Here is a 25,683-nt window from a genome sequence, read left to right as displayed (position 1 = left end):
GGCACGGGAACAGGCACCCGCACACGGCGAAGGGGCCGGACCGCATCACGCGGTCCGGCCCCTTCGGCGTTCGCCGTCCGGCTCAGCCGGTGTACGGCTTGGCCTCGAGGATCCTCACCGAAGCCTTCTTGCCGTTGGGCAGCTCGTACTCGGCGTCGTCACCGACCTTCTTGCCGTTCACTCCGGCGCCGAGCGGGGACTGCGGGGAGTACGTCTCGATGTCCGTGCTCGCGTACTCGCGGGACGCCATCAGGAACGTCAGGGTGTCGTCCTCGTCGCCATCGAAGGCGATCTTCACGACCATGCCGGGCTCGACCACACCGTTGTCCGCGGGGGCCTCGCCGACCTTCGCATTGTCCAGGAGCTGGGTCAGCTGGCGCACACGGAGCTCCTGCTTGCCCTGCTCCTCCTTGGCCGCGTGGTACCCGCCGTTCTCCCGCAGGTCGCCCTCCTCACGCGCCGCCTCGATCTTCTTGGCGATCTCCGTGCGCGCGGGACCAGACAGGTACTCCAGCTCGGCCTTGAGCTGGTTGTACGCCTCCTGGGTGAGCCAGGTGACGTTTTCGCTGGTCTGGGTCACAGGTGCTCCTCGTAGGTACTGGGAATACAAAGCATCGCCCTACCCAGAAGGATGTGCCTCCATGGATGGGCGAAACCACGAGCCTAACAATTTCGTGGCCGCAGGGGGAGGACGAAAGCCATCAGAAGTACGTCAACGCAGGTCAGCGCAGTGACCCGCCGTGATCATCCAGGTGATTCGTCCGCGTCAGCGGGCGGTGCACTGCACCAGTTCCGCGCTGGTGGCCCGGGCCGTCGTCCGGATCTCGGCGACCTGGTCGATCCGCTTCCCGCCGCTCTCCACCGGCACATCCAGCCTACCCACCTCGGCTCCGTCCTCGGAGCGCGAGCGCAGGGTGCAGCTGCCGGCGGCGTCCGCGTCCTTGCGCACCTCCAGATGCACCTGGACCGCGGAGTCCGAGATCACCGAGAACTTGATCACCTCGGCGCTGATCCTCTGCCCGGCGACGTAGTCGTAGCCGAACCAGCCGATCACCCCGAGCAGGGCCGCCCCCAGCACCGCGCCGACCAGCTTGAGCCTGCGGTCCGCGCGCTCGTCCGCCGAGCGGCCGTAGCGGCCCTCGGGAAGCTGTTCGCGCACGGCGGCCATGGTCATTCCTCTCGGGCAGGGGGCACCGGAATTTTCCGTCCCCCGATTCGGTCACTATAAGAGTTGCCCGACGCGACAAATCATTGAGGATCGAGTCTTGACTGAGCAGCTGCGACTGATGGCCGTTCACGCCCACCCCGACGACGAGTCGAGCAAGGGCGCGGCCACGATGGCCAAGTATGTGTCCGAGGGGGTGGACGTGCTGGTCGTGACCTGCACAGGAGGCGAACGCGGCTCCATCCTCAACCCCAAGCTCCAGGGGGACGCGTACATCGAGGAGAACATTCACGAGGTACGCAGAAAGGAGATGGACGAGGCCCGCGAGATCCTCGGCGTCGGCCAGGAATGGCTCGGCTTCGTCGACTCGGGCCTGCCCGAGGGGGACCCGCTGCCCCCGCTGCCGCAGGGCTGCTTCGCCCTGGAGGACGTGGAGAAGGCCGCCGGCCGGCTGGTGAAGTCGATCCGCACCTTCCGTCCGCAGGTCATCACCACCTACGACGAGAACGGCGGCTACCCGCACCCCGACCACATCATGACCCACAAGATCACGATGGTGGCCTTCGAGGGCGCGGCGGACGCCGAGCGCTACCCGGAGTCGGAGTTCGGGCCCGTCTACCAGCCGCAGAAGCTCTACTACAACCAGGGCTTCAACCGTCCCCGTACGGTCGCCCTGCACGAGGCCCTGCTGGCCCGGGGGATCGAGTCCCCCTACGGCGAGTGGCTGGAGCGCTGGAAGGAGTTCGAGCGCGTGGAGCGCACGCTCACCACCCACGTGCCGTGCGCCGAGTTCTTCGAGATCCGCGACAAGGCGCTGCTCGCGCACCGCACGCAGATCGACCCCGACGGCGGCTGGTTCCGCGTTCCGCTGGAGCTCCAGAAGGAGGTCTGGCCGACGGAGGAGTACGAGCTCGCGACGTCTCTCGTCGACACCTCCCTCCCCGAGGACGACCTCTTCGCGGGCATCCGGGACAATGCCTGATATGAGCGCAAGCGCAAACCTCGCCCTGACGCATCTCGTCCCCCTCGCGAAGGAGGTCGACGACAACAAGGTCACGCCCGGAGTCCTCGGCTTCCTCGTCTTCGCGGCCCTGGCCGTGGGCGTGTGGTTCCTGATGAAGTCGATGAACCGGCACATGGGCCGGGTGGACTTCGAGGAGGCGCCCGACCCGGGGGCCGAGTCGAAGGAAGCCGGCAGCAAGACGGGTCCCGCCTCGGCCTAGGTCCTCGTACCGGGCGTACTCGGGCGACTGGGACAACACAGCGTGGGGGGCACCTCCCGTGCCCGAAGGGCTACGGGGGAGTGCCGTAGCTGTCGTCACAGGCCCGACAAGATCGCCCGGACAGGGCCTAGCCCCGCCGGAGGGCGTTCGCGCCGCGGGCACGCACCACCGCCGTACGCACCGCCGCCGGGCCGGCCGCATCAGCGGCATGCCCGGCGGCGGAACGCCCGGCGTCCCCGGGCTACCGCGCGGAGACCACCGGGACGCCCATGACCTCCCGCGCATGGCGGTTCGGGACCATCCCCAGGTGCCACGCCTGCCAGCCGTCCTCCAGGCGCACGCCCCGCTGGAGCATCACCGTGAGCGCCTCCGCGCAGTCCTCCAGCTTTCCGTCGCGTGAGGCGTGCGACTTCTCCGTCAGGCGGGCCAGTTCCTCCTGGGCCACCACCGTGCCGACCTCGATGCCGCCCGGTGAGGCGTACGGCAGCAGGGTGCAGCGCAGGAAGCGTGCCCAGTCGGCGCCGCGGTCGTCCTGGTACGAGACGAACAGATCGACCGCCTCGTCGCACAGCCCGAGCGCCTGCGCCGCGCGGTTGTTGCCCGCGTCGATCAGCGCCAGCTCCAGACAGGTCCAGGCCTCGCCGTGGGCCACCCCGATCCGGCGGAAGTCGGCGCGCGCGTCCACCAGGAGCTGGCGGGCGAAGCCGGAGTTGCGCAGATTGCCGGTCTGGGCCGCGCGCTGGTCGCGCGTGACCCGTCCCGAGTGGTGGCGCGCGCAGGCCAGGCCGTACACGTCGCGCATCCGCGAGAACATCGTGCGGGCCCGCTCCAGCTCCCGTACCGCCTGGTCGCGGTCGCCGCGCTCCTCCAGCGCCTGGCCGAGGTAGTACAGCGTCCACGCCTCACCGCGCGCGTCCTCCTGCTCGCGGTGGCGCGACAGCGCCTGCCGCAGCTGGTCCACCGCCGGCGCCGGATCGCCGTCGACCAGCCGCGCCCGCGCCAGCTGGGTCAGCGCCCACGCCTCGCCCCGCTCGTCGTGCGTGCGCCCGTACAGATCGAGCGCCTCGCGCAGCTCGGACTCCGCCCGCGGTACGTCGCCCATCCGCAGACAGACCTGGCCCAGCTGGAAGTGCGTCCAGGCCTCGCCGTGCAGCGACTCGCCCTCACGGTGCAGGGTCAGCGCGGTGGCCAGCAGGGTGAGCGCCTGGGCCAGATCGGCCCGGTCACGCTCCACGGCCGCCAGCGCGTGCAGCGACCACGCCCGGTCCTCGGCCTGCTCGTCGGAGGCCTGAAGCTCGATCGCCTCGTGCAGCTTCGCCGCCGCCTCGGTGAGATTGCCCTGGTGGTGCAGCGTGATGCCGAGCGAGCAGAGCGCGAGCGCCGTACCGGAGTCGTTGTGCGCCTCGCGGTACAGCCCCACCACCGACGACAGCGTGGTGCGCGCCTTGTCCAGCTCGCCCAGCTGACGGGCCGCGATACCGGTGCGCCACCGTACGGAACGCTCCAGCAGCCCCTGGTCCACCGCCTGCGACAGCTCGCTGATCTCGCCCAGCCGGTACAGATCGCCGCGCAGCAGGCAGTAGTCGCACAGCGCGCCCAGCAGATTGAGCACGGTCTGCTGGTTCACCCCCTCCGCGTACCGCAGCGCCGAGGTGATGAAGCTCGACTCGTCGTCCAGCCAGCGCAGCGCCGCGTCCAGCGAGGTGAAGCCGTGTGCGCCGAACTGGCCCGCGCGCGTGGACATCTTGCCGTCCACCATGCGGATCACGGCCCCGGCCAGATCCGCGTAGTTCTGAATCAGCCGCTCCTGGGCGGCCGACCGTTCCGCGGCCTCCTCCTCGTCGAGCAGCCGGGCCCGGGCGAAGGAACGGACGACGTCGTGCAGCCGGTAGCGGCCGGCCCGTACATGATCGATGAACCCCGCCTGGGCGAGGTCCGACAGCAGCCGCTGCGACTCCTGCTCGTCCGTCGCCAGCAGAGCCGCCGCGGCCGCCGCCCCCAGCGAGGCCCGCCCGGCGAGCGCCAGCCGCCGCGCCAGCCGCCGCGCCTGCTCCGGCAGATCGGTGTAGCGCAGCCACAGGGCCCGCTCGACGGGATCCACGGGACCATAGGCCCGCAGATCGGCGGCCAGCTGCTGTGCGGTACGTGCACCGAGCGAGGAGCCCGCGACACGCAGCGCCAGCGGCAGGCCCCCGCACAACTCCCGTACCTCGTCGGCCGACTGGACGTCGTAGGGGCCGGTCGGCTGTTCCGAGGCCGACGCCCGCAGCAGCTCCTCGGCGCCCGCCTCGTCCAGCGCGTCCACCGGCAGATGGTGCACCCACGCCGGAATGTCCTCGGGCAGCTCCAGCGGCGTCCGCGCCGTCACCAGCACGAGACTGTCGGAACGCTCGGGCACCAGCGTCCGCACCTGCGCCGCGTCGCGGGCGTCGTCCAGCACCACCGTCACCGGCAGACCCGTCAGATGCTGGTGGTACAGCTCGCTCAGCCGCCGCACCTGCTGTTCCGCGGAGGACCGCTCACGGAACAGCAACTGCTCGCGCGGAGCGCCCAGCCGGTTCAGCAGATGCAGCAGCGCGTCCCTGGTGGACAGCGGGTGGGTGCTCTCGCCGCGCAGGTCGACCACGCATGCGCCCCGGAACTGGTCCTTGAGCTGCTGCGACGCCCGCACCGCGAGCGTGGTGCGCCCCGAACCCGCGTCACCGTGCAGCACCACGACCGTCGGCCGGGTCTCCGTCGAGGCACGGGCCGCGTGGACCCACTGGGCGATCTGCGTCATCTGCTGCTGCCGGCCCGCGAACGGACCTTCCGGTTCCGGCAGATGACCGAAGGACTGCTCCAGCACCGAACGCCGTCGAGCGGCCGCACTGCGGTCACCGCCCCGCAACTGCGGGGCGGCCGTCGTCTTCTTCGCCGGACGTGTGGTGGAGGTGAGCATCCGCTGCTGGTCCAGGAACGGCCGGATGCCCCGGACCTCCAGCGCGGTCAGCCACTGGAGCCGCAACTGCTCGGCGCCGCCCGGCTGTCCGAGGGCTCCCGCTCTGCGGTGCGCGGCCGGCCAGTGCGACGCGGTGACCTTGGCGACGGTGGTCGCCGCACCGGCCACGGCCACCACCACTCCGGCACCCAGCGCGGTACCGGTGGCGGTCCCGAGCGCGACATCCGCCCCGACGGCGGCGGCGGCGGCAACGGCCGTCACCAGCGCGGGAGTCGAGACGGTACGCCGGCTGAACCGCGCGGACAGCGGCTGCTGCACCGCCTCCGTCTCGGCGAGCGCCTGCTCGTACGCCGCGTACTCCTCGCCGGCGCTCGACGCCATCGCATCGAGTCCCGCCCGCCCGCGCGCCAGCAGCACCTGCGCATCCGCACGCCCGCCCGCCCGTCGCACCTCTTCCTCGACGGCGCGCACCAACAGCCGCTCGGCTTCCGCCCGATGGCTGTCCCGCATAGTGGATCCCCCTCCGAGTGCTCCGGTTCCGTTCCGGGTCAAGTGTCGTGCGTACGGGGCGTCAGCGCGAGGGAGTCCGTCGATCATTCGCCGCTCACAGGACGGGAGTTCGCCGAACCGTCCCGTCCATGAGTGGCCCGCTGCCGCATGCGGTGCCCTGGGGGACGGGGGCAGTGGGCGTGATGCCCGGCGGGTTCGGCCGTCGGCAGTCGCGGCTCGCCTCCCTCGGAACATTCGCGCGGAGTACCGGTGCGTATGCGTACGAGCGGCCGGCCGGGAACCCGGTGTCCCGTGGTCCTGTCGGCGCCGTCCGATCGTGCGTGTCCGGCATTGTGGGGAACGGGCCGCCGGATTTTGGAATATGACGAACAGTCAGAGGATTTTCTCCGGTATCGCCAACGCGCATGTGGACCGCGACCGATGTGAAGCGGCGCGTCCCTGGCGGACCCGAACCGTCGGCGACACGATCACGGACGCTCGGCTCGAAGGGCAGATGGCGGCCCCTGCCGAGTGGGCGTCCGAGTGCCGCCTCCGTGTCCGCCCGTGTGCGGAGGGCAGTCCTCCACTGCGGCGGCGCAATGAAGGGAAGCCGCCTGTCCAGAAGGCGTCGCGACATATTTCCGGTGCCTGTGGTCATCGGCGCGCCCTGACGCATTCGATGGGCCGGGACTCCACCGTCGAAACCCGCGGAGGAATTCCCCCGCGGCATTTTCTGCATGAAATAGCCGACGGCCGAATCCATTTCGCGACGGCCGTCGACGGCTGCGCCGAAGAATTCCTCGGGTGCGCCTTGGGTGACCGTTCGCAGGCCCTTCGCTTCCGCTCCGTTCCGTGTGATCACGAGTGGAACGGCCCGTCGGCGAAACGGGGGACCGTCACGGCGGAGGGACGGGCCGGCCTCATGAGTTCACCCGGACCGCTGGCGCCCCAAGGGCACCAACCTGCCGATCCACAGGGCCGGGAGCCACGTCTGCGTAGCCGCCGGAAGGCGACGGCGGCCCCCGGAAGATCCTCCGTCGCCCCCGCCGCGGAGATCTTCGGCACGCCGGTCGCGACACCGGAATGATCGAATTGCACAATGATCGATTGTGTGTGATCGACAGAATCCGGCATTCCGGTGTGGTGCGCGGAATCGCCATATCGATTGAGCACTCAACAACTTCGTCCGGCGTGCGGGAAGCGGTTTTCTGCCATCCTCTTGACTCCGGCCAAAGTGCTCTGTAATCGTGCTCTGCATTCCAGGGATGGGCACACGGGGGGCACATGTCGAGCAATGCACAGGTGCGTATCGATGCGGAATGCAGCGCTCAGTCGGCAGCCACCTCCATTCCACTTCCCACTCACTGGTACCACTTCCTGCCTGATCTCCCCGCAGCGTTACCGCCCGTCAAGGACGAGCTCACACCGTCGGCGGCCGAGGTCGCGCAGCGGGTGAGGCCGGCGGCGCTGCTGGCCCAGGACCGACCGGCCGACCAGTGGGTTCCCATACCCGAGCCGGTCGCCGACTGGTTACGGCACATCGGCCGCCCCACGCCGCTCCATCGGGCCAGGGCGCTGGAGTCCGCACTCGGCACCGGTGCCCGCATCTACCTCAAGCGGGAGGACGTCCTCCCGACGGGCAGCTTCAAACTCAACTCCGCGGTGGCGCAGGCGTACTACGCGGCCGAAGAGGGTCGCACGACCCTGATCAGCGAGACGGGCGCGGGGCAGTGGGGGATGAGCGTGGCGCTCGCGGCCTCCCTGCTCGGCCTCGACTCCGAAGTCTTCATGGTCCGGTGCTCGTTGGCCCAGAAGCCCTATCGGCGCCACTACATGGAGCTCCTGGGGACCACGGTTCACGCGTCCCCGTCCCCGGACACGAAGTTCGGTCAGCAGCTGCTCGCCCGGAACCCCGGACATCCGGGGAGCCTGGGGACGGCCATCAGCGACGCCATCCAGTTCGCACTCGACTTCGGGCCCGGGGCCGCCTACCTGTCGGGGAGCGGGGTGCCGCATGTGTATCTGCACCAGACCCTCCTCGGGCTCGAGGTCCAGGCGCAGCTGGCCGCGCTGGAGGAGCCGATCGGAGTCCCCGGCCGCGGCGACCATCTCATCGCCTGCTCCGGTGGCGGCAGCAATCTGTGCGGTCTCGTCGGCCCCTTCCTGAAGCAGGCCCGCGGGCAGGGTCGTGATCTGCGCCTGCTGGCCGCGGAATCCACGGCGGCGCCGCGACTGACCGCCGGCCGCTACCAGTACGGCCGGTCCGATCTCGCCGGACTCACCCCCGAGGTCCTCGGCTACTCCATGGGTCCCGACTTCGTTCCGCCGCCGGTGCACACCGCCGGGCTGCGCAACCACCACAGTTCCAGCACGGTCAGCCTGCTGCGTCACGAGGGCCTGCTCGACGCGGTGGCGATCGAGGAGAAGCGCGCCCTGGAGGCGGGGCGCCTGGTCCTTCGGACCGAGGGATTCCTGCTGGCCCCCGAGTCCACGCACGCGGTCGCGGCGGCGATCGAGGTGGCGACACGTGCCAAGGAGACCGACACGGACCCGGTGCTGGTGGTGCTCGCCAGCGGTTCGGGACTGCTCGATCTCCAGAGCTACGGCGAGGTGCTGCTGGGGGGCGTGCGATGAGCGCGGATGCCCGGCCGCGAGGAGCGATGCTCGAGGGCTTCCGGCCGGTGCCGGGCGTGCACTGCGAGACGACCATGCTCAACAACATGCTGCGGTACGCCGGCATCGACGTCTCGGAAGCCCTGGTCTTCGGCCTGGGCCGGGGGATCGACACCCAGTTCTTCCCGCCACCTCCGCACACGGGGATTCCCCCGATGCTCACGGGCCGCGTCGAGCCGGGACGCATCGCCGCGGACGCGTGCGCGGCCATGGGCCTGACCCTGGTGACCACGCAGGATGCCGACGACGCCGGCGCTCACGCGCGAGCCGTCGCGGCGTTGTCGGCGGGCAGCGTCGTGGGCGTCACGGTCGACATCTTCCACCTGGACTACTTCGCCTCACAGGCACACTTCTCGGCCCACTGCATCGCGCTGCACGGGCTCGACGACTCGACGGCGTACGTGGCCGACACCTCACAACAGGGCGGCGCCCAGCAGCTGCCGCTGGAGTCTTTCACCCGGGCACGGGCCTCCGACGAAGGCTTCATGCCGTCCCCCCGTCTCCACTGGCACCTCGACGACAGCCCCGGCCCGCTGCCGGGCGGAGCGGCAGCGCTCGCCCCCCAGGTGTGGCCGGCCGTCCTCGGCGCCGCCGGCCGTTGTCTGGATCGCGGTCGGGGTGACGACCGGGGGATCCTCGCCCTGCGCCGGGCGGCCGAGGAGTTACCCGGCTGGCAGCAGCTGTCCCGCAGCGACGTGGTGATCCCCGAGATCGCCAGGTTCTGGCGGTTCGCGGGCACCGGTGGCACCAACTTCCGGGGCCTGTACGGCGAGTTCCTCGCCGAGGCCCAGGCCATGACCGGTGACGCGGAGCTGCTGCCGAGCCTCACACGCTTCGAGGCGATCGTCTCGGCCTGGACGGGGCTCATCGATCACCTGACCGGCTACCCCGAGGCGTCGAGCCGCTCCGCGCACCTCAAGGACGCCGCAGCGCAGCTCCACGGCATCGCGGACGCCGAGGAAGCCGCCTTCGGGGAACTCGCGGAGCTGGCCCGGGACCGGGTCGGGGCGGAGCGGGTGACATGAGTGGTGAAACCACCACGGTGAAGTCCGTGTGCCGCATGTGCCACGGAGGGTGCGGCGCGCTCGTGGAGCTCACCGACGGGGTGCCGACCGGCATCTCCGGCGATCCGGAGAACCCGACCAGCCGCGGCTACTTCTGCATCAAGGGCAAGGCCTCCCTGGACCTCGTCAGCAGCCCGGACCGCCTTCGGACCCCCCTGGCCAGAACCGGACCTCGCGGGAGCGGCTCCTTCAAGCCGATCAGCTGGGACGAGGCGCTCGACGAGGTGGCCCGCAACCTCCGCCGAAGCATGGAGCGGTTCGGCTCCGAGTCGGTGGTCTTCGGCCAGGGCACCGACCGCAACTACCAGGAGTGGGTCTTCCGGCTCGCGAACGCCATCGGCACTCCCAACGTCGTGGGGCCGGCCCATGTGTGCTTCTACCCGCGCGTCATGGCGTCGATCCTCACCTACGGAGGCTTCACGTTCTGCGACTACCACGGGGACCCGGAGGTGGTCCTGCTGTGGGGCAGCAACAAGGTCAACACGCACTCCGACGGTGTCATCGGAGTCGACCTTCTCGGCGCCCTCGAACGGGGCAGCCGGCTGATCGTCGTCGATCCCCGCCGCACCCGCACCGCCGAGCGGGCCGACCTCCATCTGCAACTGAGGCCGGGTACCGACGCCGCGCTCGCGCTCGGCCTCCTCCATCTGCTGATTGCCCATGACTGGTACGACGAACAGTTCGTCGCGCGTCACACCTCCGGCTTCGAGGAACTGGAGCGTCACGTCCGCGCGTACGACCTCGCGACGGTGGCCGGTATCACCGGTCTCGAACCGGACCTCATCGAGACGGCGGCCAGGATGTATGCCCGGGCGTCCCGCGCGTGCGTCGAGGCCGGTACGGGTGTCTCGCAGTCCGACAACGCCTTCGACACCCACCGGGCGATCGCCATCCTCTCGGCACTCTCCGGCAATCTCGACGCTCCCGGCGGGGACGTCATCTGGGACCCCATGCCCATCGAGGGCCGTCGGGGCTTCCCCAGGACCGACCTGCTCTCCGAGGAGCAGGCGGCCAAACGCATCGGCGGCACCGCCCACAAGGTGCTCTCCATGTCCGGCTGGGTGGCCCCGGCCGACCTCCAGGAAGCGATCCTGAGCGACAGCCCGTACCGCATCAGCTCGATGGTGGTCTTCGGCTCCAACCCGCTGGTCTCGCACGAGAACGCGACGGCCACCGAGGCCGCGCTCACCAAGCTGGACTTCTTCGCCGTCGCGGACATGTTCCTGACGCCCACCGCGAGGCTGGCCGACATCGTCCTGCCGGCCTCCTCCTGGCTGGAGCGCGACCAGATCGTGGAGTTCAACTCCTACATCGCGGCACGGCAGCGGGTGGTGACCGTGGAGGGCGCCAGGTCCGACGAGGAGATGATCCTCGACCTGGCGCGGCGACTCGGCCTCGGGCACCACTTCTACCCCAGCCTCGAGGACGCCCTGGACGCCAAGTTGAGCGGCATCGATCTGACGTGGCAGCAGTTCAGGAAGATCGGTCACCTCCCCAACACCCGGCGGTACCGCACGTACGCGACAGACGGTTTCCGTACCCGCTCGGGGCGGGTGGAGCTGGCCCATCGGGGCCTCGAAGCCATGGGCTACGACGCCGTCCCGGTCTTCCGGCCGCCGGCCTCCACCACGCGGGAGCTGCCATTCGTCATGACCAGCGCCCACAACCTCCAGTTCTTCAATACCGAGTTCCGGCAACTTCCCACCACGTCCCGCCGCTACCGGGAACCGCAGGTGACGATCCACCCCCGTTCCGCCGCGGGTCTGGCGGTCGCCGACGGGGACCAGGTGGAGATCTACCGGGACCCGGAAGGGGCGGGCGTGGTGATGACGGTCAAGGTGTCCGACACGGTGGCCCCGGACGTGATCGTCGCCGATGCCGGGTGGTGGTACCCGGGCGAGGAGGACATCCACGCGGCCACCCGATCGTCGGTCAACCGGATCACGGACAGCGGGCGCCGCGACCCGTACATGGGCAGCTCGACGCTGCGCGGTGTACCCGTCGGGCTGCGACCGGTCGTGACGGCAGAGGCGAACGCAGAGGCAGACGCAGAAGCCGAAGGGGGAGGTGGCGCGCATGGCGCCCATTCGACGCACTGAACGGGTCCATGAGACCGAAGTAGGTCTGCAGGGCGACGAGCTGGCGCTCAAGTACGACGACATGCAGCGTCATATCCGGGACCGCGGATGGCTGCAGGAGAAGGTCGACAGCGTCCTGGAAGCCGGCATCGACTCCGGGCGCGTCCTGGAGGCCGGCTGCGGGCCCGGCCTGCTCGGTCTCGAATGGCTCACCCAGGCCGCGGGCGACTGCACCCTGGTCGGCGTCGACATCTCCCCGGCCATGCTCGACAGGGCGCGCGGCAACGCCCGCGCCTACGCGGTGTCGCACCGCACCGACTACACCATCGGCAACGTCCTGGAACTGCCGTTCCCGGACGCATCCTTCGACCACGCCTTCAGCGCGGCGTCACTGCACGAGTGGGCCGACCCGGTCACCGCACTGCGCGAGATCCACCGCCTCGTGCGCCCCGGTGGCGCGTTCTGCATCTCCGATCTGCGCCGGGACATCGACCGGACCACCTTCCAGTTCATGAAGGCGAACATCGCCGTCGACATGCGTCCCGGCTTCCGTACGTCAGTCCAGTCCGCGTACACGGTCTCCGAGGCCGCCGATCTGCTGAAGCAAGCCGGAATCCACGCCGACAGCGTGACGGCGGTGCAGATGGGGTTGGTGATCGCGGGACGGAAGGAGAAGGAATCATGACCGCAGCCACAGGCAGCCATCCGTCCGCCCACCGAGGTGAAGCAGGCACATTCCCCTCCGACACCGAGTTCCCGGTCGTATGGCGGGAACTGCTCGACGAGTCCGCGGCCTGGAACGAGGTCGACTGCGCTTCGTACCTGCGGTCCTGGTGCGGGCAGGCGCCGGAGGACGTCGCCGCACGGTTCGCGGGCGTCAACCACATCGGTGTCTATCTCGGCGACTATGCCTCCGACGACGAGGTGTTCCGCTGGCACGCGTATCTGGAGGGCCTCCAGCGCGCCGGCGAGCTCTCCGGCGTCGAGATGGGCCCCTCCTACATCTCGCCCCGGCAGTACGGAACACCCGGCTGGTGGCTCTCGCTGTCCCTGCCCGACGGCCGTGTCATCGAGACGTTCACCTGCCGGCACTTCGGCCCCTGGCTCAGCAAGCCCGTCTCGGAACGCCGGCGCCTGATGTCGCATGTCGCCCTGGAGGTGGCGGCCGCCGACGATGTCCGAGCGGTCCTCGACGGTCTGGAACGCGACATCGAGCACCTCGAGACGATCGCCTACACCGAAGCCGACGAGGTCGGCCACACTTACGGGCACCTGCGCAACAACACCACCCGGACCGTGCTGGAAGTCGTCTACGACGCCGCGAAGAAGGAGAGCGGCGCAGCCCCGGGGGAGGCGCGATGAACTGGAAGTCCGGCGAGCACTGCGAGTCGTCCACCCTGGCCAACATGCTGCTCAACCGCGGCATCGACCTCAGCGAACCGCTGCTCTTCGGCCTCGGACGCGGCATCTCCTTCCTGTACTGGCATTCCAAGCAGATGCCGGCCCCGTTCCTCGGAGGCCGCGTCAAGCCGGACCACCTCATCCGGAACGCCACCGCCGCCCTCGGTGTCGAGCTGTTCGAGAGCGAGACCACCTCCCAGGCCAAGGCCGAACGTGAGCTCATCGCCGCCCTGGACGCCGGGGAGGTCGTCGGCCTCAAGCTGGACCGCTTCCATCTCGACTACGCCCACGACAGTTTCCACTTCGCGGCCCACTACCTGGCGTGCGTCGGCTACACGCCCGAGACCTACACCGTCGTCGAGACCGCCGGGCTGGGCGTCCAGAGCACCAGCAGGGCCGGCCTCGCCCAGGCCCGGGCGGCGAAGGGACCGATGAGCTCGCGCAGCCTGTCGTTCCGTCTCGGCACATCCGATTTCGACCCGCGCGCCCTGGCCGGCGCATGCCGTGAAGCCATCGCGGCGACCGCGGACGACTTCCTCAACCCTCCCATCACCAACATGGGACACAAGGGGTTCCAGAAGGCCGCCAAGGCGATGCGCGGCTGGTGCGACGCGCTCGACGAACCGGCGGCCGCGTTCGGCTTCCTGGCTCACAGCATCGAGGACGGCGGCACCGGCGGTGGCTTCTTCCGCACCCTGTGGGCCGACTTCCTCGACGAGGCGGCCGAGCTGACCGGCGAACCGGCCTACGCGTCCGTGGCCGGCACCTATCGGGAACTCTCGACCCGGTGGACCCGTATCGCGCATCTGCTGCGTGATGAGTCCGAACCGGCCGCGATGCGCAAGGCCGCCGAGGAAGTGGCCGTCATCCTGGAGGACTTGGGCCGGGCCGAACATGACGCCATGTCGAAGCTGGCGGTCATGCCGTGACGACCTCACCGACGACCCGGAGGACGACGCGGACGGAAGAGCGGCTGCGCGGCGTGATCGCGTCGCGCCGCCGTGTGGCACGCAAGGTCGCGCACGTGGCGTCCCTGGACCGCGAGGAGCTCGGCCGGTGGGCATCGGCCGCGCTCGCCGAGACCGTGGCGCACGCCGCCGAGCACTCCGCCTTCTACGCCGGCCGCGTCCCCAGGTCGCTGGCGGACGCGGTGGCCAAGGACCCCGCGGCGTTCCAGTCGGTGCCCTTCACCACGCGGCAGGAACTCGCCGACGCCTACCCCCTGGGCATGCTGGCGGTCCCCCGGCGTGAGGTGACCCGGTTCGACGAAAGCTCCGGCACGGGCAACGGCCAGTCCATCGCCGCCTTCTTCTCCGCCGACGACTGGGTCGAGAACAACCTCGTCGTGGCCCACCTCCTCTCGGCGGTTCTCGACAGCACCGATGTGGTCGCGATCGCCGTCCCCTACGAGCTCGCCGGCGTCGGTCAGGACCTGGACCGTGCGCTGGAACTCCTCGGATGCACGATCGTTCCGCTCGGCGCGGCGTCCCCGTCGTGCTCACCGGAGCGTATGGTGCACGCCCTGCGACGCTCCGGGGCCACGGCACTGATCTGCTCGGGCACCCGCGCCCTCCTGCTGGGCGAGGTGGCGCGGCGCTCCGGAATCGACCCCGGCCGGGACCTCGCCGTCGACAAGCTCCTGATGGCCGGCGAAGGCGCCTCGCCGGCCAAGAAGGCGCGTCTCGCCGAGCAGTGGGGCGCCGCCACCTACTCGATGTTCGGCATGACCGAGACCAATACGCTCGCCATGTTCTGCGCCCGGCAGGACCTTCACCTCGTCGAGACGCGCACGTACTTCGAGATCGTCGACCCCCGCTCCGGGCAGCTCCTCCCCGACGGTGAGACCGGCGAACTCGCCGTGACGACTCTCGCCAGCCGGGCGATGCCCCTGCTGCGCTACCGCACCGGCGACACCTGCCAGATCGAGGCGGCGCCGTGCCCCTGCGGCTCACCGCTGCGCCGTCTGCGACACCGGGGCCGGCTGGGGGACCGGATCGCGGTGGGTCATGGCTGGGCCTCGCAGCTGGAGATCGAGGACGTCGTTCTGGGGGCCATGAGCCGGCCGCCGTACTTCTTCGCGTTCGATGTCGACGGGTCCGTGCTGGACGTCGCGTTGCCGCCCGGCAGCGCCGCCGATGAGCGAACCCGGGACGCGATCGCGGCGGAGGCTGCCCGACGGTTCGGAGCCACCACCAGAGTCGGCGTCCTGGACGTTCCGGCCTTCGAGCACGCGCTCCGCACCTCCGCCAAGCCGACCATGCGGAACTTCCTGCGCGCGACGGAGGAGCGAGGGTCATGACGGACACAGCGCCTCCCGGCCGCCTTCCGCTGGACGGCCGGTTCCACATCGACGACACGTGCATCGACTGTCACCTCTGCCGCGACCTGGCCCCGGACAACTTCGAGAGCGACGACGAGAACGAGATCCATTACGTCTGCAAGCAGCCCGAGGACGAGGCCGAACTCGAATGCGTCCTCGACGCCTACGAGTCGTGTCCCAGCAACTCGATCCGCTATCTGCGAATCTCCACCGAGGAGTGAGCGCGATGACTACACGGGAGTCGCAAGCGTGTCCGGTGCCCAGGGCCGGTGTGAGAGCCGAGCCACCGGACGCCTGCCCCGAATCCGGCCCGCCCAGGAATGAGCTGGGGCCCATCGCGCCCAGCTACGACCACCTCCACCGCATCGACCTGCTCGCGGCAGCGAGGGAGTCCTGCCCCGCCGAACCCGGCTCGTACGAGTCCACCGTCCGCGCCGTGTTCCAGGCGGCCGAGGTGTGCCTGCTCAATCTGTCCCGCCTGACCGACCGGAGCCGCAAGGCGGTCCAGGCCCGCGACTTCGCCACCGCCTCCCGCCTCATCCAGTGGAGCATGGGCTTCCACCGGCTCCTGCGTGGCCTCGGCAGGGTCAGCCAGGAGGTGCAGAGCCTCTGCGGGACAACTCCCCGTCCCGGGCTGCGTACGGTGGACATCGCCGAGACCGCCGGATGTCAGGCCTACATCGACGAACTGCGGGCCTTCGACGACGAGGTCCGGTGCTCGCTGCTGGTCAGCGACCCGCTCACGGTGCGGGCCACCATCGCGACCCGGAGCATCGACGACGACCTGTACCGGCTCCTTCACGGAGTCCGGATCTGCAGCCACGACGCCACCAAGTGGGAGAGCGACCTCTCCGGCGTGCCACTGCCGCTCGAAGGGGACCTGAACAAGCTCCTGGGCACGGGGCTGCTCGCCGACGCCGTCACCTGGACCGAACTCGACCCCAGCACCATGCACGGTGAGTTCGTCGCGCTGCATCAGGTCCCGGAGATCCTGACCGCGGAGTCGAACGACCACCTGGAGCTCGCGGTACGCGATGTGCGGTCGCGCTCGCTCAGCCGCGCCGCCTCGCATCTGGCGGTCTGCAACGCGGTCCTGGGTCCCATGGTCGAGGCGCAGCGGGTCATGGCGGAGCTGCTGGCCACCGGCGAGTACCACGGCTTCCGGAAGAACCTCGGTCCGGCCAGCGGCACCCATTCGCTGGCGATCAAGCAGCACATGTTCAAGGACCTCTTCAAGCACTTCTGGAACGACGTCTCGAAGTGGCTCGGCCCGGTCGGCGAGGGTTCCCTCGAAGGCACGATCCGGGCCATCGACGCCGACCGGCACCGGGATTCCGAGGCCTGGCTGTGTCATCAGGTCCTGCATCAGGCGTTCCGCCTTCACCACACGTACCAGGAATGGCGTCACGAGCATCTGCACATGCCACGGAACTGCCTGGGAAGCGGCGGCACCAAATCGATGATCGGCGTCTCCGACGGACCCCAGGCGGTCTACAAGATGCGTGACGCCGCCAACGCGCAGCCCTCGCTGAACGCCCTGCACCAGGCGCGCGGCATGAAGTTGACCAGCGTCGTCGACTGCTCCCCGCTCACCGCACTCCTCACCGATCCCACGTCGGTGGACGCGGAGCTGATGCGCGTCGTCGGTGAGGCGACCCGGGACTACTTCCCCGAGGTCCAGGAGCAGGGCTACCAGCAGTTCCACCTGGGCGCAGCCGAGCGAAGGCCGTAGGGAGGCGGGGAATGACGACACATGAGGGCGAGACCGTCGCGAGGACCGCGGCCCTCGCGAGCGACCTTCGTTCCCGGCCGCGTCCGGGGGCGCACGACGGCGCCTCGTTCGTCGACAGCCTGGCCGACGGACGCGAGGTGTGGGTGGAGGGCAAGCGGGTCGATGTGACCGCGCACCCCGACTTCCAGCCGATGCTGCGGACGCTCGCCGGCCTGTACGACCGTCAGCGCTCACCCGAGCTGGCCCACGAGATGACCTTCAAGTCCGACCTCAGCGGAAACCCGGTCAGCCTCTCCTACCTCGCCGCGGCCTCGCCCGAGGACCTGGACCGCAAGTGGCTGAACTCGCGGCACTGGGTCGAGGGCTCCCACGGCCAGATATCGCGGATCCCTGACTTCATGGCCAATGTGGTCGTCGGACTCTTCGACTTCCGTCATGCGCTGGGGGAGGTCGACTCCTCGTTCGCGGCCAACGCGGAGAACTACTACCTGCACTGCCGCGAGAACGACCTCGCGTTGACCCACGGACTCGGCGATCCCCAGGTCGACCGGTCCCTCACGCCCATGCAGCGGCCCGAACTGGGCCTGAAGGTCGTGCACCGCGACGACGCCGGCATCGTCGTCCGCGGGGCCAAGCAGATCGCCACCCTCGCGCCGTACGCGCACGACGTCCTCATCTACCTCTCGCCCGCCAACTACCTGCGGGAGGACCCGGCGTATGTCTGCTGGTTCGGCGCCCGCCTGGACACCCCCGGCCTCAAGATCCTCTGCCGCCGTTCCTACAACGGGCCGGCCAACACGCTGGGCTCCAGGTTCGACGAGCAGGACGCCATGCTCGTCTTCGACGATGCGTTCATCCCCAACGAGCGCATCTTCCTGCTCGACGACGCGGGCACCGCCGTCAAGGGATTCCGCGCTCTCAACCAATGGTCCCTGTACACCGGGCAGATCCGCTTCCACCATCGACTCCGCGTCATGCTCGGTGTCGCCTCCCTGCTCGCCAAGTCCATCGGGGTCGACAAGTTCCGCGAGGTCGGCGCCATGCTCGGCGAACTGGCCTCCTACGTATCGGTGGTCGACCTCGCGCTCAAGGCGATCACGCGGGATGCCACCGCGACACCGAGCGGCCTGCTCGCACCGGGATCGACCGCCGCCCTGGACTCCATCGCGGGCCGGTTCTCGGAGCGCGCCTCGGCGATCGTCCGGCAGATCGGCGCTTCCGGGCTGATCATGCAACCGGCCGAGGGCGACCTGGAATCGCAGGAGCTTCGCAGAGCGCTCGACCTGTACATGGGCGGCCGTGAGACGTCGGTCGAGGACAAGTCCCGGCTCTTCCGCCTCGCCGGCGATCTGGTCATCGACCGGTTCGGCATGCGGCAGGAACTGTACGAGGCCTGGAACCGCGGCGACCCCGTCCGGGTCCGCTCGGCGCTCTACAACACCTTCGCGGACCTGCCGGCCTGTGAAGCCGCGGCACGCACCCTGGCCGACCTTTTGGAGCACCCGTGAACCACGACAGCATCGTTCTCGAGGGCGTCACGACCCACAACCTCAAGTCCGTCGATGTGGCCCTGCCCAAGGGAAAGTTCATCGTCGCGGTCGGCGTCTCCGGGTCCGGCAAGTCCTCCCTCATCATCGACACCCTGTTCGAGCACTCCAAGTCGCTCTACCTCGGCGCGCTGTCGAGCCGGTCCCTCGACCTGGGCGACGGTGACTACCACGTCGACCGCATCGCCGGGACCCAGCCCCCCGTCGCTCTGCGCCAGCGTGACGGCGGCTACAGCAACCCCCGTTCGACCGTGGGCACGCTGACCGGAATCGACGGGCTCTACCGGCTGCTGTTCGGCGCCGCCTCCCACCCGGTGTGTCCCGCCTGCTTCGGCGACACCGGGCCCGACCTGCTCTGCCCCGACTGCGGCATCTACACCGAGCCGCACTCCGCCCAGCACTTCAGCCCGAACCGCCGCGAGGGCAAGTGTCTGCACTGCGACGGCGTCGGCGAGATGATCGGGTTCTCCCTCGACCGGATCGTTCCCGACACCTCGAAGACGCTGAAGGAGATCTGGGACGGCGCGGACCCGGGCACCTTCGCCGTGCCCAACTGCCGCAAGGTGTTCGAGGCCATGGCCGACGACACGGGCATCCCGCTCGACCGCCCCTTCGGCACGCTCACCGAGGAGCAGCGTGACCGGGTCCTCCACGGCTGCGAAACCGTCTACTCCATCAAGCTGAACAAGGTCACCAACGACTTCCGGTTCGAGGGAATCCTCGGCTTCCTGGAGCGGGCCTACAAGAACGCCAGCAGCGCCGCGAGGCGCAACGCCTTCTCGAACTACCTGGCCGCCGAGGTCTGCCCGTCCTGTGAGGGAGGGCGGCTGCGGACCGAGTCGCTGAAGGCCTCCGTCGCCGGGCTCACCTTCCCCCAGTTCCAGCGGGACGAACTCTCCACCTCGACCGAGCGGCTCCGGGAGGCGCTCTCCGCGGGGAAGCTGCCGGGGCAGGTGCGCGGACTGGCCGAGGAGATCGTCAAGAAGTCCACCAACATCGATCAGGTGGGTCTGGGACACCTCCAGCTCCGGCGTCCCATCGTCACCCTGTCGAGCGGCGAACTGCAGCGGCTGCTGCTCGCCCAGCATCTGGCGAGCGACCTGACCGGTGTCATGTATGTGCTGGACGAACCCACGGCCGGCCTGCACGACGCGGACACCGAGAACGTCCTCGCCTCGCTGCGGCGCCTGCGCGACCTGGGCAACACCGTCATCGCCATCGAGCACGACGAGACCGTGATCACCGCGGCGGACTGGGTGGTCGAGCTCGGGCCGGGGGCGGGCTCCCGGGGTGGAGAAGTGGTCTTCGAGGGCCCCGTGGCGGAGCTTCTCGACAAGCCCGACTCCCCGACGGCCGAGGCGCTGCGCTCCCGGCCCGCCGGCAGGGAGGGCGTCGACCTGGACGCGGCCGAGTGGCTCGACGTCCGCTCCCTCACCCGCAACAACGTCGAGGACCAGGCGGTGCGTCTGCCGCTCCGGGCGCTCACCTGCGTCACCGGCGTCTCCGGAGCCGGCAAGAGCTCACTGGTCGCGAGCCTCCACGACAAGCTCAGGGCCGGCCTCAAGGATGCGGTCACGGGCGACGTCGACGGCATCAACCACCTCGACGACGTGATCTACGTCGAGAAGCGGCCCATCGGCCGCTCCAGCCGCAGCACGCTGGCGACCTACATCGGGATCGGTGACCACATCCGTGACGCGTTCGCCGCAAGCGCGGACGCGGTCGAACGCGGCCTCGGCCGGGCCGAGTTCAGTGCCAATGTGGCCGGCGGACGCTGTACGGCGTGCAAGGGCCTCGGGCTGGCGGAAGTGGACATGTCCCTCTTCCGCAGCGAACACGTCGTGTGCTCCGAGTGCGACGGCCGGCGCTTCCAGGACCACGTGCTCGAAGTGCGGCTCGACGGCCGCAACATCCACGACGTGCTGTCGATGACGGTCGAGGACGCCCTGGCCTGGTTCGACGGCCTCGGCAACGCCAAGGTCGTGAAGGTACTGACCGTCCTCGACGAGTTCGGCCTCGGCTATCTGCTGCTCGGCTCCTCCACCACCACCCTCTCCGGCGGAGAGGCCCAGCGCCTCAACCTGGCCGGCGAGCTGATCAAGCAGCGGCGCAGCGGCACGCTGTTCATCTTCGACGAGCCCACGCGAGGGCTGCACCCGGCCGACACCCGCCACCTCCTGGCCCTCTTCGAACGCCTCGTCGCGTCCGGCAACACCATCGTCGCCATCGAACACACCCTGAGAGTCGTCGCCGTCGCCGACTGGGTCATCGACATCGGTCCGGGCGCCGGCCGCGCCGGCGGCAACGTCATCCACTGCGGGACCCCGGACGAGCTGCTCAAGTCCGAGAAGTCGACCACCGCGACCCATCTGCGCAGGGCACTGGAGGGCCGCTCCGCGGCCGAGATCCCGCCGACGCGGCCGGCGACGTCCGGTCGGGCGATGAGCCCGCTGGCGGGGGCGAACGACCTGCTGCCGACGTCGCTGGCCATCGTGACCGGCTGCGCCGGCGCCTCGGGGAACGGTGCCGCGGCGCCGCGAGGTCTCACCATCGCCTCCCTCACGGCGGTGTCCGAAGATCCCGGCCTCATCGGCTTCCTGGTGAAGGCGGAAAGCTCCAGCTGGGCGAGCATCGCCCCCGGGCTGCACTTCTGCGTCAACATCCTCAGCGACCGACAGGCGGACATCGCGAAGGTCTTCGCACGGACCAGGCCCGACCTGCGCTTCGACGGGCTGGAGTGGGCCGCGACCGCGAACGGATGCCCCCGCATCGGCGGCGCCTTCGGCTTCATCGACTGCCGGATGGCGGCCAGTTACCGGATGGGGGACCATCTGCTGATCCTCGGCAGGGTGCACGGCGCCGAGCTCGACCACACGCTCCAGCCGCTGCGACGCAACGGGCAAGGACGCGACGCCGACTACGGCTGGACCCTGGCGGGCGAGCCGGCCGAGGCGGGTGCCGACACATGAACCCGGTCGCCGATCAACTCGAAGCGCACTTCGCCCAATGGCTGCGCACCCTGGAGTCCGACGCGCGCCTCGGCTCTCCCGGTGACACCGGCGATCCGGCCGGGGCCCACGGACTCCCGCAGCCGTCCGCGCCGGTGCGGTACGGCGAATGGGAAGACTCCGACGGCAGCACGCGCGAGGTGCGGATGACCCGGCCGGAGTGGCTGCTGAACCAGCTCGACGCCGTTCTCGCCCTCGGCGACGTCATCACGCCCGACGACGTGACGGTCGTCGCCGTGCCGTACGAACTGTCCCTCGAAGGGGCCTCCATCGAGCGGGCCGTCGAGTTGCTGGGCGCCTCCCTCATCAGCGTCGGTACCAGCAACACGATCTGCCCGGTCCCGCGTCTTCTGGACCTGATCCACCGGTACCGGGTGACGACGCTGGCGTGCCCGCCCCAACTGGCCGCCGAGCTGGCCGCGCTCGACGAGGCGGCCGGACGGGACCCCGGGGCGTCCACCGTCCACACCCTCATCGCGACCCGGCCGGCCGCTCCCGAGCGCCTGCGCCGTATCGCCGCCGTGTGGGGCGCGTCAGCGTTCGAGATCTTCAGCACCCCGTCCAGACCCGCCACGGCCACGCCCTGCGGGGCCGGCCGGCTCCATCTGCCGGAGGACCGCTTCGAGGTGCAGCTCCGGTCACCTGCTCCGGGCCGTATCGACACCGACGGCACCCGTGGGGAACTCATGCTCGCCGCCCGCCACCCCGAGTCGTCCACGCCGGTGGCCGTGCCGACCGGAGAGCTCGTCGAGCTCCGCTCCTCGCGCACGGTATGCGCGTGCGGCGGTGACGGGCGGATCGTCATTCCGCTCGGACGGGTGGCCGACGCCGTCCCCACGCCGCAGGGCCCGGTGACGCAAGTGGACGTCGAGCACTGCCTGTTCACCTCCCCGGACCCAGGGGGGCGGGTCACGAGCACGGTCGAGAACGGCCGCCTGTCGGTCGCCTTCGCCGTACGCAGCGGTACCGACCGGAACCGGGCGGCACTTCATGAGCTCGTCCGGAGCCGGCTCGGTCCCGCGGTCGAGCTGGCGCCGTTCGCCGAAGAGATCGCCGAAGCCGACACCCGCGCGAGGAGCAGCAGATGAAGGTAGCGGTAGTCCAGACGCGCTGGGCCGACGACCCGGCCGACGGCCTGCGCAACGCCCACCAGGCCATCGAGGAAGCCACCGAGTCCGGGGACGTCGATGTGCTCTGCTTCCCGGAGTTCTTTCTCGGCCCGCCCTGGTACATGCCGGGCCAGGACCATCTGAGGGGTCGCACCGACACCCGCATACCCGGGCCGGTCATCGAGACCTTCCAGAAGCTGGCGCAGAGCACCAGTACCAACATGGTGCTGGGGGCGATCGTCGAGGAGCTCGACGACGGCAAGTACAGCAACACCTCACTGTTCCTCGACAGGGACGGCGAGATCGCCGGGCGGGCCTCGAAGGCCCACATGTTCGGCAACGAGATCGTGGTGTGCCGCGCGGCCGACTCGCTGGGCATCATCGAGACCGATGTCGGCCGGGTCGGACTGGCGGTCTGCTCCGATTTCTGGGTCCCCGAAGCCATCCGGGTCATGGCGCTGGCCGGGGTGCACACGGTCTTCGTACCGGGTGGAACCCTGCGCCAGAACCAGGCGCTCATGGTCAACGCGCTGCGCACCACGGCCTATCTCAACGGCGTCAACGTGGTGTACGCCAGCTCGGTCGGGCTGGTCGAAGGCACCAGGGGCGACCGCGTGGTCCAGATCCACTTCGCGGGCACCAGCCTCGTGGTGTCGCCGGAGGGAGTGATGGCGCAGGCCGGCAGCGCGCGACCGCAGATCCTGCACGCCGACCTGGCCCCGCCGCCCGCGCACAATGACGGCAGGAACTGGCTCGCCATGCGGCGTCCCGAGGCCTACGCGCCGCTGCTGGGGGAGTACGCGGGCATGAGCCGCGACCTCGCCGAGGAGCTGCGCAGCAACCTGGCCGAGGACGCCGGACAGCGGCAGCCGTCCGAAGCTCCCGCGACGTCGCGGACGGGGGTCTGAGGATGTCCAGGATCTTCGTGGCTCAGTACCGCCGCCGTGCCGACGCGCAGAGCACGCTGGACGGGGTGCTGGAGCACCTCGACGACAAGGTCACGGCACGTGCCGGGTTCGTCGTACTGCCGGAGAACGCCTTCGCCCCCGTGGACGCCGGTCCCTTGCCCACCGCCCTGCGGGACCAGGCGCTGGAACGGCTCGCCGAGCTGGCCCGGCGGCGCGGCACCTATCTGCTCACCGGCTCGTGGGCGGAGGAGGGAGGACCGGGCGGAGGACTTCACCAGGTCGCTCACCTCCTGGACCCCTCGGGCGATGTCCTGGCCGCCGTGCGGCGTCCCGTCGACGATCAGGGCCGTACCGTCACCGGCGACGACTTCCCCGTCGTGGACACCGAGCACGGGCGGGTCGGAGTGCTGCTCGGCCCGGACTTCTGGCTGGTCGAGCCGCCGCGGATCCAGTGCCTCGCGGGAGCAGAGCTCCTTCTCGTGGCCGGTTCCACCAGCGGGGCGGCGACCGACAGCCAGCATGCCGCGGTCTGGGGCATCTCCACGCTCAACACCGTGGGCGTGGCCATCGCCTGTGGGCTCGACGCACCCTCGGCGGGGGGATCGGGTGTCGCGGTTCCCGACGGCTTCCTGGCCTGGGCCGGTACCCAGGAGGCGGTGGTCAGCGCCGCCTGGGACCTGGACCATCTGCGGCACCTGCGCCAGCCGGACCTGCGCTTCCAGGAGACCCTGTGGTTCGGCCTGTGGGCTCGGCGACCGGACCTGTACACGAGTCTCGCCGACGGAGCATCCCCGTCCGGCGTCACCGTCGAGGCCGGGAGCTGACATGCGCGAAGCCGGACTGCCCGAATCCGCGGTGCGTACGGAGATCACCGCTGCCCTGTCCGAGGACATCCCCTGGACCCGGGTGCTCAACTCCATCTGCACCGAACCGCATCCGCTGGCCGTCGAGCTGTCCCACGCCGCGTCGCACACCAACCTCGGCGACGTGCGGATATTCCGCGGTACCAAGCGCATCGAACGCAAGGTCGTCGCCCTGCTTCTGGAGCTGCTCGGTCATCCTCGGGGGGCGGGGAGCCTGGTCTCCGGGGGAACCGAGGCCAATCTGCTCGCCATGCTCGCCGCCCGCCAGGAGGCCCGGGCCGCCGGCCGGCTGACGGAGCGCCCGGAAGTCATCGTCGGAAGCACCGTCCACTTCTCGTTCGACAAGATCTTCTCCGCCCTCGGCGTCACCGCCGTCCGCGTGCCCGTGGACGACAACCTGCGCCTAGCGCCCGGCTCCGTGGCGGCGGCGGTGAACGAGAACACCATCGCGGCGGTGGCCACCGCCGGGAGCAGTGAACTGGGTGTGGTGGACGCGGTGGACGACATCGCCACCGCGCTGGCGCGGCACAGGGTGTGGCTGCACGTGGACGCGGCCACCGGCGGCTTCATCATCCCGTTCGCGCGCGAACTCGGGCGTCCTCTCCCGCAGTTCGACTTCGAGGTCGGCGGCGTCCGGTCGATCACTATCGACCCGCACAAGTACGGCCTGGCGAACGTCCCCGCCGGGGCGATCCTCTTCCGTGACCAGGAGGCGTACCAGGCCGACTCGTTCTTCCTCGACACCCCCGCGCACACCACCCTCCTCGGCACCCGCCCGGGCAGCGCCGCGGTGGCGACCTACGCCGTCCTCGAACATCTCGGCAGGGAGGGGTTCGTCGAGATCACCCGCACCAACTTCGAGAACACCGCGTACCTGACGACACAGCTCGCCGAGGCCGGGTACGGCCTTCTCATTGAGCCCGACCTGAACATCGTGGTCGCCCGGGTCCCGCACGCCGCCGAGGTGTCACGCCGTCTCGACGCCGACGGCTGGATCGTCTCCACCTCCAAGCGCTTCGACGAGGGCCTGCGCCTCGTGGTGGCCCGGCACGTCACCCGGGACGTCATCGACGCGTTCATGCCCGCCCTGGTCAAGGCCGACCACGAAGTCCGGGCCGAGGTGGCCGGATGACGGCTCCAGTCACCACAACGACGATCACGACCC

The 25,683-nt window shown here is 70.0% G+C and carries 20 protein-coding genes; 17 read left to right on the top strand and 3 right to left on the bottom strand.

Going from position 1 to position 25,683, the window contains the following annotated elements; genetic code table 11:
* Nucleotides 1-82: 82 nt before the first annotated feature.
* Nucleotides 83-580 (bottom strand): transcription elongation factor GreA, encoded by a 498-nt coding sequence (gene greA / locus RPQ07_RS13950; RefSeq protein ID WP_313944463.1) that lies wholly within the window; start codon nucleotides 578-580, stop codon nucleotides 83-85.
* A gap of 186 nt (nucleotides 581-766) precedes the next feature.
* The gene (locus tag RPQ07_RS13945) at nucleotides 767-1,168 is read right to left on the bottom strand and encodes a DUF4307 domain-containing protein (RefSeq protein WP_313944462.1); all 402 of its coding nucleotides are present in this window, start codon (nucleotides 1,166-1,168) and stop codon (nucleotides 767-769) included.
* Nucleotides 1,169-1,265: 97 nt separating this feature from the next.
* Between RPQ07_RS13945 and mca the strand changes: the two genes are divergently transcribed.
* Together mca and RPQ07_RS13935 are read left to right on the top strand one after the other, a co-directional pair.
* The gene (mca, locus tag RPQ07_RS13940) at nucleotides 1,266-2,147 is read left to right on the top strand and encodes a mycothiol conjugate amidase Mca (protein ID WP_313944461.1); all 882 of its coding nucleotides are present in this window, start codon (nucleotides 1,266-1,268) and stop codon (nucleotides 2,145-2,147) included.
* Nucleotides 2,140-2,388, top strand: coding sequence for a hypothetical protein (locus tag RPQ07_RS13935; protein ID WP_313944460.1), 249 nt, complete (start codon nucleotides 2,140-2,142; stop codon nucleotides 2,386-2,388). The genes mca and RPQ07_RS13935 overlap by 8 nt, the downstream gene beginning before the upstream one ends.
* Before the next feature lie 241 nt (nucleotides 2,389-2,629).
* Here RPQ07_RS13935 and RPQ07_RS13930 read toward each other — a convergent pair whose 3' ends face one another.
* A complete protein-coding gene (locus tag RPQ07_RS13930) occupies nucleotides 2,630-5,836 on the bottom strand; it encodes a tetratricopeptide repeat protein (protein WP_313944459.1) in 3,207 nt (1,068 codons plus the stop codon).
* A gap of 1,263 nt (nucleotides 5,837-7,099) precedes the next feature.
* On the opposite strand from RPQ07_RS13930, the gene RPQ07_RS13925 reads away from it, so the two are divergent.
* From RPQ07_RS13925 to mfnA, 15 genes are read left to right on the top strand one after another with little or no spacing between them, the layout of a single operon-like run.
* On the top strand, nucleotides 7,100-8,449 hold the full coding sequence (locus RPQ07_RS13925) for a TrpB-like pyridoxal phosphate-dependent enzyme (RefSeq protein ID WP_313944458.1): 1,350 nt from the start codon (nucleotides 7,100-7,102) through the stop codon (nucleotides 8,447-8,449).
* A gap of 26 nt (nucleotides 8,450-8,475) precedes the next feature.
* The gene (locus RPQ07_RS13920) at nucleotides 8,476-9,513 is read left to right on the top strand and encodes a BtrH N-terminal domain-containing protein (RefSeq protein WP_313944457.1); all 1,038 of its coding nucleotides are present in this window, start codon (nucleotides 8,476-8,478) and stop codon (nucleotides 9,511-9,513) included.
* Entirely contained in the window at nucleotides 9,510-11,651 is a 2,142-nt protein-coding gene (locus RPQ07_RS13915) for a molybdopterin-dependent oxidoreductase (protein ID WP_313944456.1), read from the top strand. The genes RPQ07_RS13920 and RPQ07_RS13915 overlap by 4 nt, the downstream gene beginning before the upstream one ends.
* A complete protein-coding gene (locus RPQ07_RS13910) occupies nucleotides 11,629-12,315 on the top strand; it encodes a class I SAM-dependent methyltransferase (protein ID WP_313944455.1) in 687 nt (228 codons plus the stop codon). Before RPQ07_RS13915 ends, RPQ07_RS13910 begins: the two co-directional genes overlap by 23 nt.
* Complete coding sequence (locus RPQ07_RS13905) at nucleotides 12,312-12,992, top strand: hypothetical protein (protein WP_313944454.1); 681 nt, start codon at nucleotides 12,312-12,314, stop codon at nucleotides 12,990-12,992. Before RPQ07_RS13910 ends, RPQ07_RS13905 begins: the two co-directional genes overlap by 4 nt.
* Nucleotides 12,989-13,960 (top strand): BtrH N-terminal domain-containing protein, encoded by a 972-nt coding sequence (locus RPQ07_RS13900; protein WP_313944453.1) that lies wholly within the window; start codon nucleotides 12,989-12,991, stop codon nucleotides 13,958-13,960. The genes RPQ07_RS13905 and RPQ07_RS13900 overlap by 4 nt, the downstream gene beginning before the upstream one ends.
* Nucleotides 13,957-15,330 carry a phenylacetate--CoA ligase family protein gene (locus RPQ07_RS13895; protein ID WP_313944452.1) on the top strand — a complete coding sequence of 458 codons (1,374 nt, stop codon included), beginning with the start codon at nucleotides 13,957-13,959 and terminating at the stop codon, nucleotides 15,328-15,330. The genes RPQ07_RS13900 and RPQ07_RS13895 overlap by 4 nt, the downstream gene beginning before the upstream one ends.
* Nucleotides 15,327-15,572: a ferredoxin gene (locus RPQ07_RS13890; RefSeq protein ID WP_313944451.1), complete on the top strand. Its 246-nt coding sequence runs from the start codon at nucleotides 15,327-15,329 to the stop codon at nucleotides 15,570-15,572. The genes RPQ07_RS13895 and RPQ07_RS13890 overlap by 4 nt, the downstream gene beginning before the upstream one ends.
* A 5-nt stretch (nucleotides 15,573-15,577) precedes the next feature.
* A complete protein-coding gene (locus RPQ07_RS13885; protein WP_313944450.1) occupies nucleotides 15,578-17,083 on the top strand; it encodes a hypothetical protein in 1,506 nt (501 codons plus the stop codon).
* A gap of 11 nt (nucleotides 17,084-17,094) precedes the next feature.
* The gene (locus RPQ07_RS13880) at nucleotides 17,095-18,591 is read left to right on the top strand and encodes a 4-hydroxyphenylacetate 3-hydroxylase N-terminal domain-containing protein (RefSeq protein WP_313944449.1); all 1,497 of its coding nucleotides are present in this window, start codon (nucleotides 17,095-17,097) and stop codon (nucleotides 18,589-18,591) included.
* The gene (locus tag RPQ07_RS13875) at nucleotides 18,588-21,599 is read left to right on the top strand and encodes a flavin reductase (protein WP_313944448.1); all 3,012 of its coding nucleotides are present in this window, start codon (nucleotides 18,588-18,590) and stop codon (nucleotides 21,597-21,599) included. Before RPQ07_RS13880 ends, RPQ07_RS13875 begins: the two co-directional genes overlap by 4 nt.
* Entirely contained in the window at nucleotides 21,596-22,726 is a 1,131-nt protein-coding gene (locus tag RPQ07_RS13870; protein WP_313944447.1) for a hypothetical protein, read from the top strand. The genes RPQ07_RS13875 and RPQ07_RS13870 overlap by 4 nt, the downstream gene beginning before the upstream one ends.
* Nucleotides 22,723-23,655 (top strand): carbon-nitrogen hydrolase family protein, encoded by a 933-nt coding sequence (locus RPQ07_RS13865; protein WP_313944446.1) that lies wholly within the window; start codon nucleotides 22,723-22,725, stop codon nucleotides 23,653-23,655. The genes RPQ07_RS13870 and RPQ07_RS13865 overlap by 4 nt, the downstream gene beginning before the upstream one ends.
* A 2-nt stretch (nucleotides 23,656-23,657) precedes the next feature.
* Entirely contained in the window at nucleotides 23,658-24,479 is an 822-nt protein-coding gene (locus RPQ07_RS13860) for a carbon-nitrogen hydrolase family protein (protein ID WP_313944445.1), read from the top strand.
* A 1-nt stretch (nucleotide 24,480) separates the two neighbouring features.
* On the top strand, nucleotides 24,481-25,650 hold the full coding sequence (gene mfnA / locus RPQ07_RS13855; protein ID WP_313944444.1) for a tyrosine decarboxylase MfnA: 1,170 nt from the start codon (nucleotides 24,481-24,483) through the stop codon (nucleotides 25,648-25,650).
* Nucleotides 25,651-25,683: the final 33 nt, after the last annotated feature.

This window comes from Streptomyces sp. AM8-1-1 (genome assembly GCF_032229325.1).
GTDB lineage: Bacteria > Actinomycetota > Actinomycetes > Streptomycetales > Streptomycetaceae > Streptomyces > Streptomyces achmelvichensis.
Note: the sequence above shows the minus strand (reverse complement) of the source record. Positions and strands in the feature narration are given on the sequence as shown.

What these genes read in the sequence shown, in the direction of transcription:
- RPQ07_RS13910 (WP_313944455.1), top strand. Translation starts at nt 11,629, where the DNA reads ATGGCGCCCATTCGACGCACTGAACGGGTCCATGAGACCGAAGTAGGT.
- RPQ07_RS13890 (WP_313944451.1), top strand. Translation starts at nt 15,327, where the DNA reads ATGACGGACACAGCGCCTCCCGGCCGCCTTCCGCTGGACGGCCGGTTC.
- RPQ07_RS13945 (WP_313944462.1), bottom strand. Translation starts at nt 1,168, where the DNA reads ATGGCCGCCGTGCGCGAACAGCTTCCCGAGGGCCGCTACGGCCGCTCG.
- RPQ07_RS13870 (WP_313944447.1), top strand. Translation starts at nt 21,596, where the DNA reads ATGAACCCGGTCGCCGATCAACTCGAAGCGCACTTCGCCCAATGGCTG.
- RPQ07_RS13930 (WP_313944459.1), bottom strand. Translation starts at nt 5,836, where the DNA reads ATGCGGGACAGCCATCGGGCGGAAGCCGAGCGGCTGTTGGTGCGCGCC.
- RPQ07_RS13900 (WP_313944453.1), top strand. Translation starts at nt 12,989, where the DNA reads ATGAACTGGAAGTCCGGCGAGCACTGCGAGTCGTCCACCCTGGCCAAC.
- RPQ07_RS13865 (WP_313944446.1), top strand. Translation starts at nt 22,723, where the DNA reads ATGAAGGTAGCGGTAGTCCAGACGCGCTGGGCCGACGACCCGGCCGAC.
- RPQ07_RS13920 (WP_313944457.1), top strand. Translation starts at nt 8,476, where the DNA reads ATGCTCGAGGGCTTCCGGCCGGTGCCGGGCGTGCACTGCGAGACGACC.
- RPQ07_RS13935 (WP_313944460.1), top strand. Translation starts at nt 2,140, where the DNA reads ATGCCTGATATGAGCGCAAGCGCAAACCTCGCCCTGACGCATCTCGTC.
- RPQ07_RS13880 (WP_313944449.1), top strand. Translation starts at nt 17,095, where the DNA reads ATGACGACACATGAGGGCGAGACCGTCGCGAGGACCGCGGCCCTCGCG.
- RPQ07_RS13915 (WP_313944456.1), top strand. Translation starts at nt 9,510, where the DNA reads ATGAGTGGTGAAACCACCACGGTGAAGTCCGTGTGCCGCATGTGCCAC.
- RPQ07_RS13905 (WP_313944454.1), top strand. Translation starts at nt 12,312, where the DNA reads ATGACCGCAGCCACAGGCAGCCATCCGTCCGCCCACCGAGGTGAAGCA.
- RPQ07_RS13925 (WP_313944458.1), top strand. Translation starts at nt 7,100, where the DNA reads ATGTCGAGCAATGCACAGGTGCGTATCGATGCGGAATGCAGCGCTCAG.
- RPQ07_RS13860 (WP_313944445.1), top strand. Translation starts at nt 23,658, where the DNA reads ATGTCCAGGATCTTCGTGGCTCAGTACCGCCGCCGTGCCGACGCGCAG.
- RPQ07_RS13885 (WP_313944450.1), top strand. Translation starts at nt 15,578, where the DNA reads ATGACTACACGGGAGTCGCAAGCGTGTCCGGTGCCCAGGGCCGGTGTG.
- mfnA (WP_313944444.1), top strand. Translation starts at nt 24,481, where the DNA reads ATGCGCGAAGCCGGACTGCCCGAATCCGCGGTGCGTACGGAGATCACC.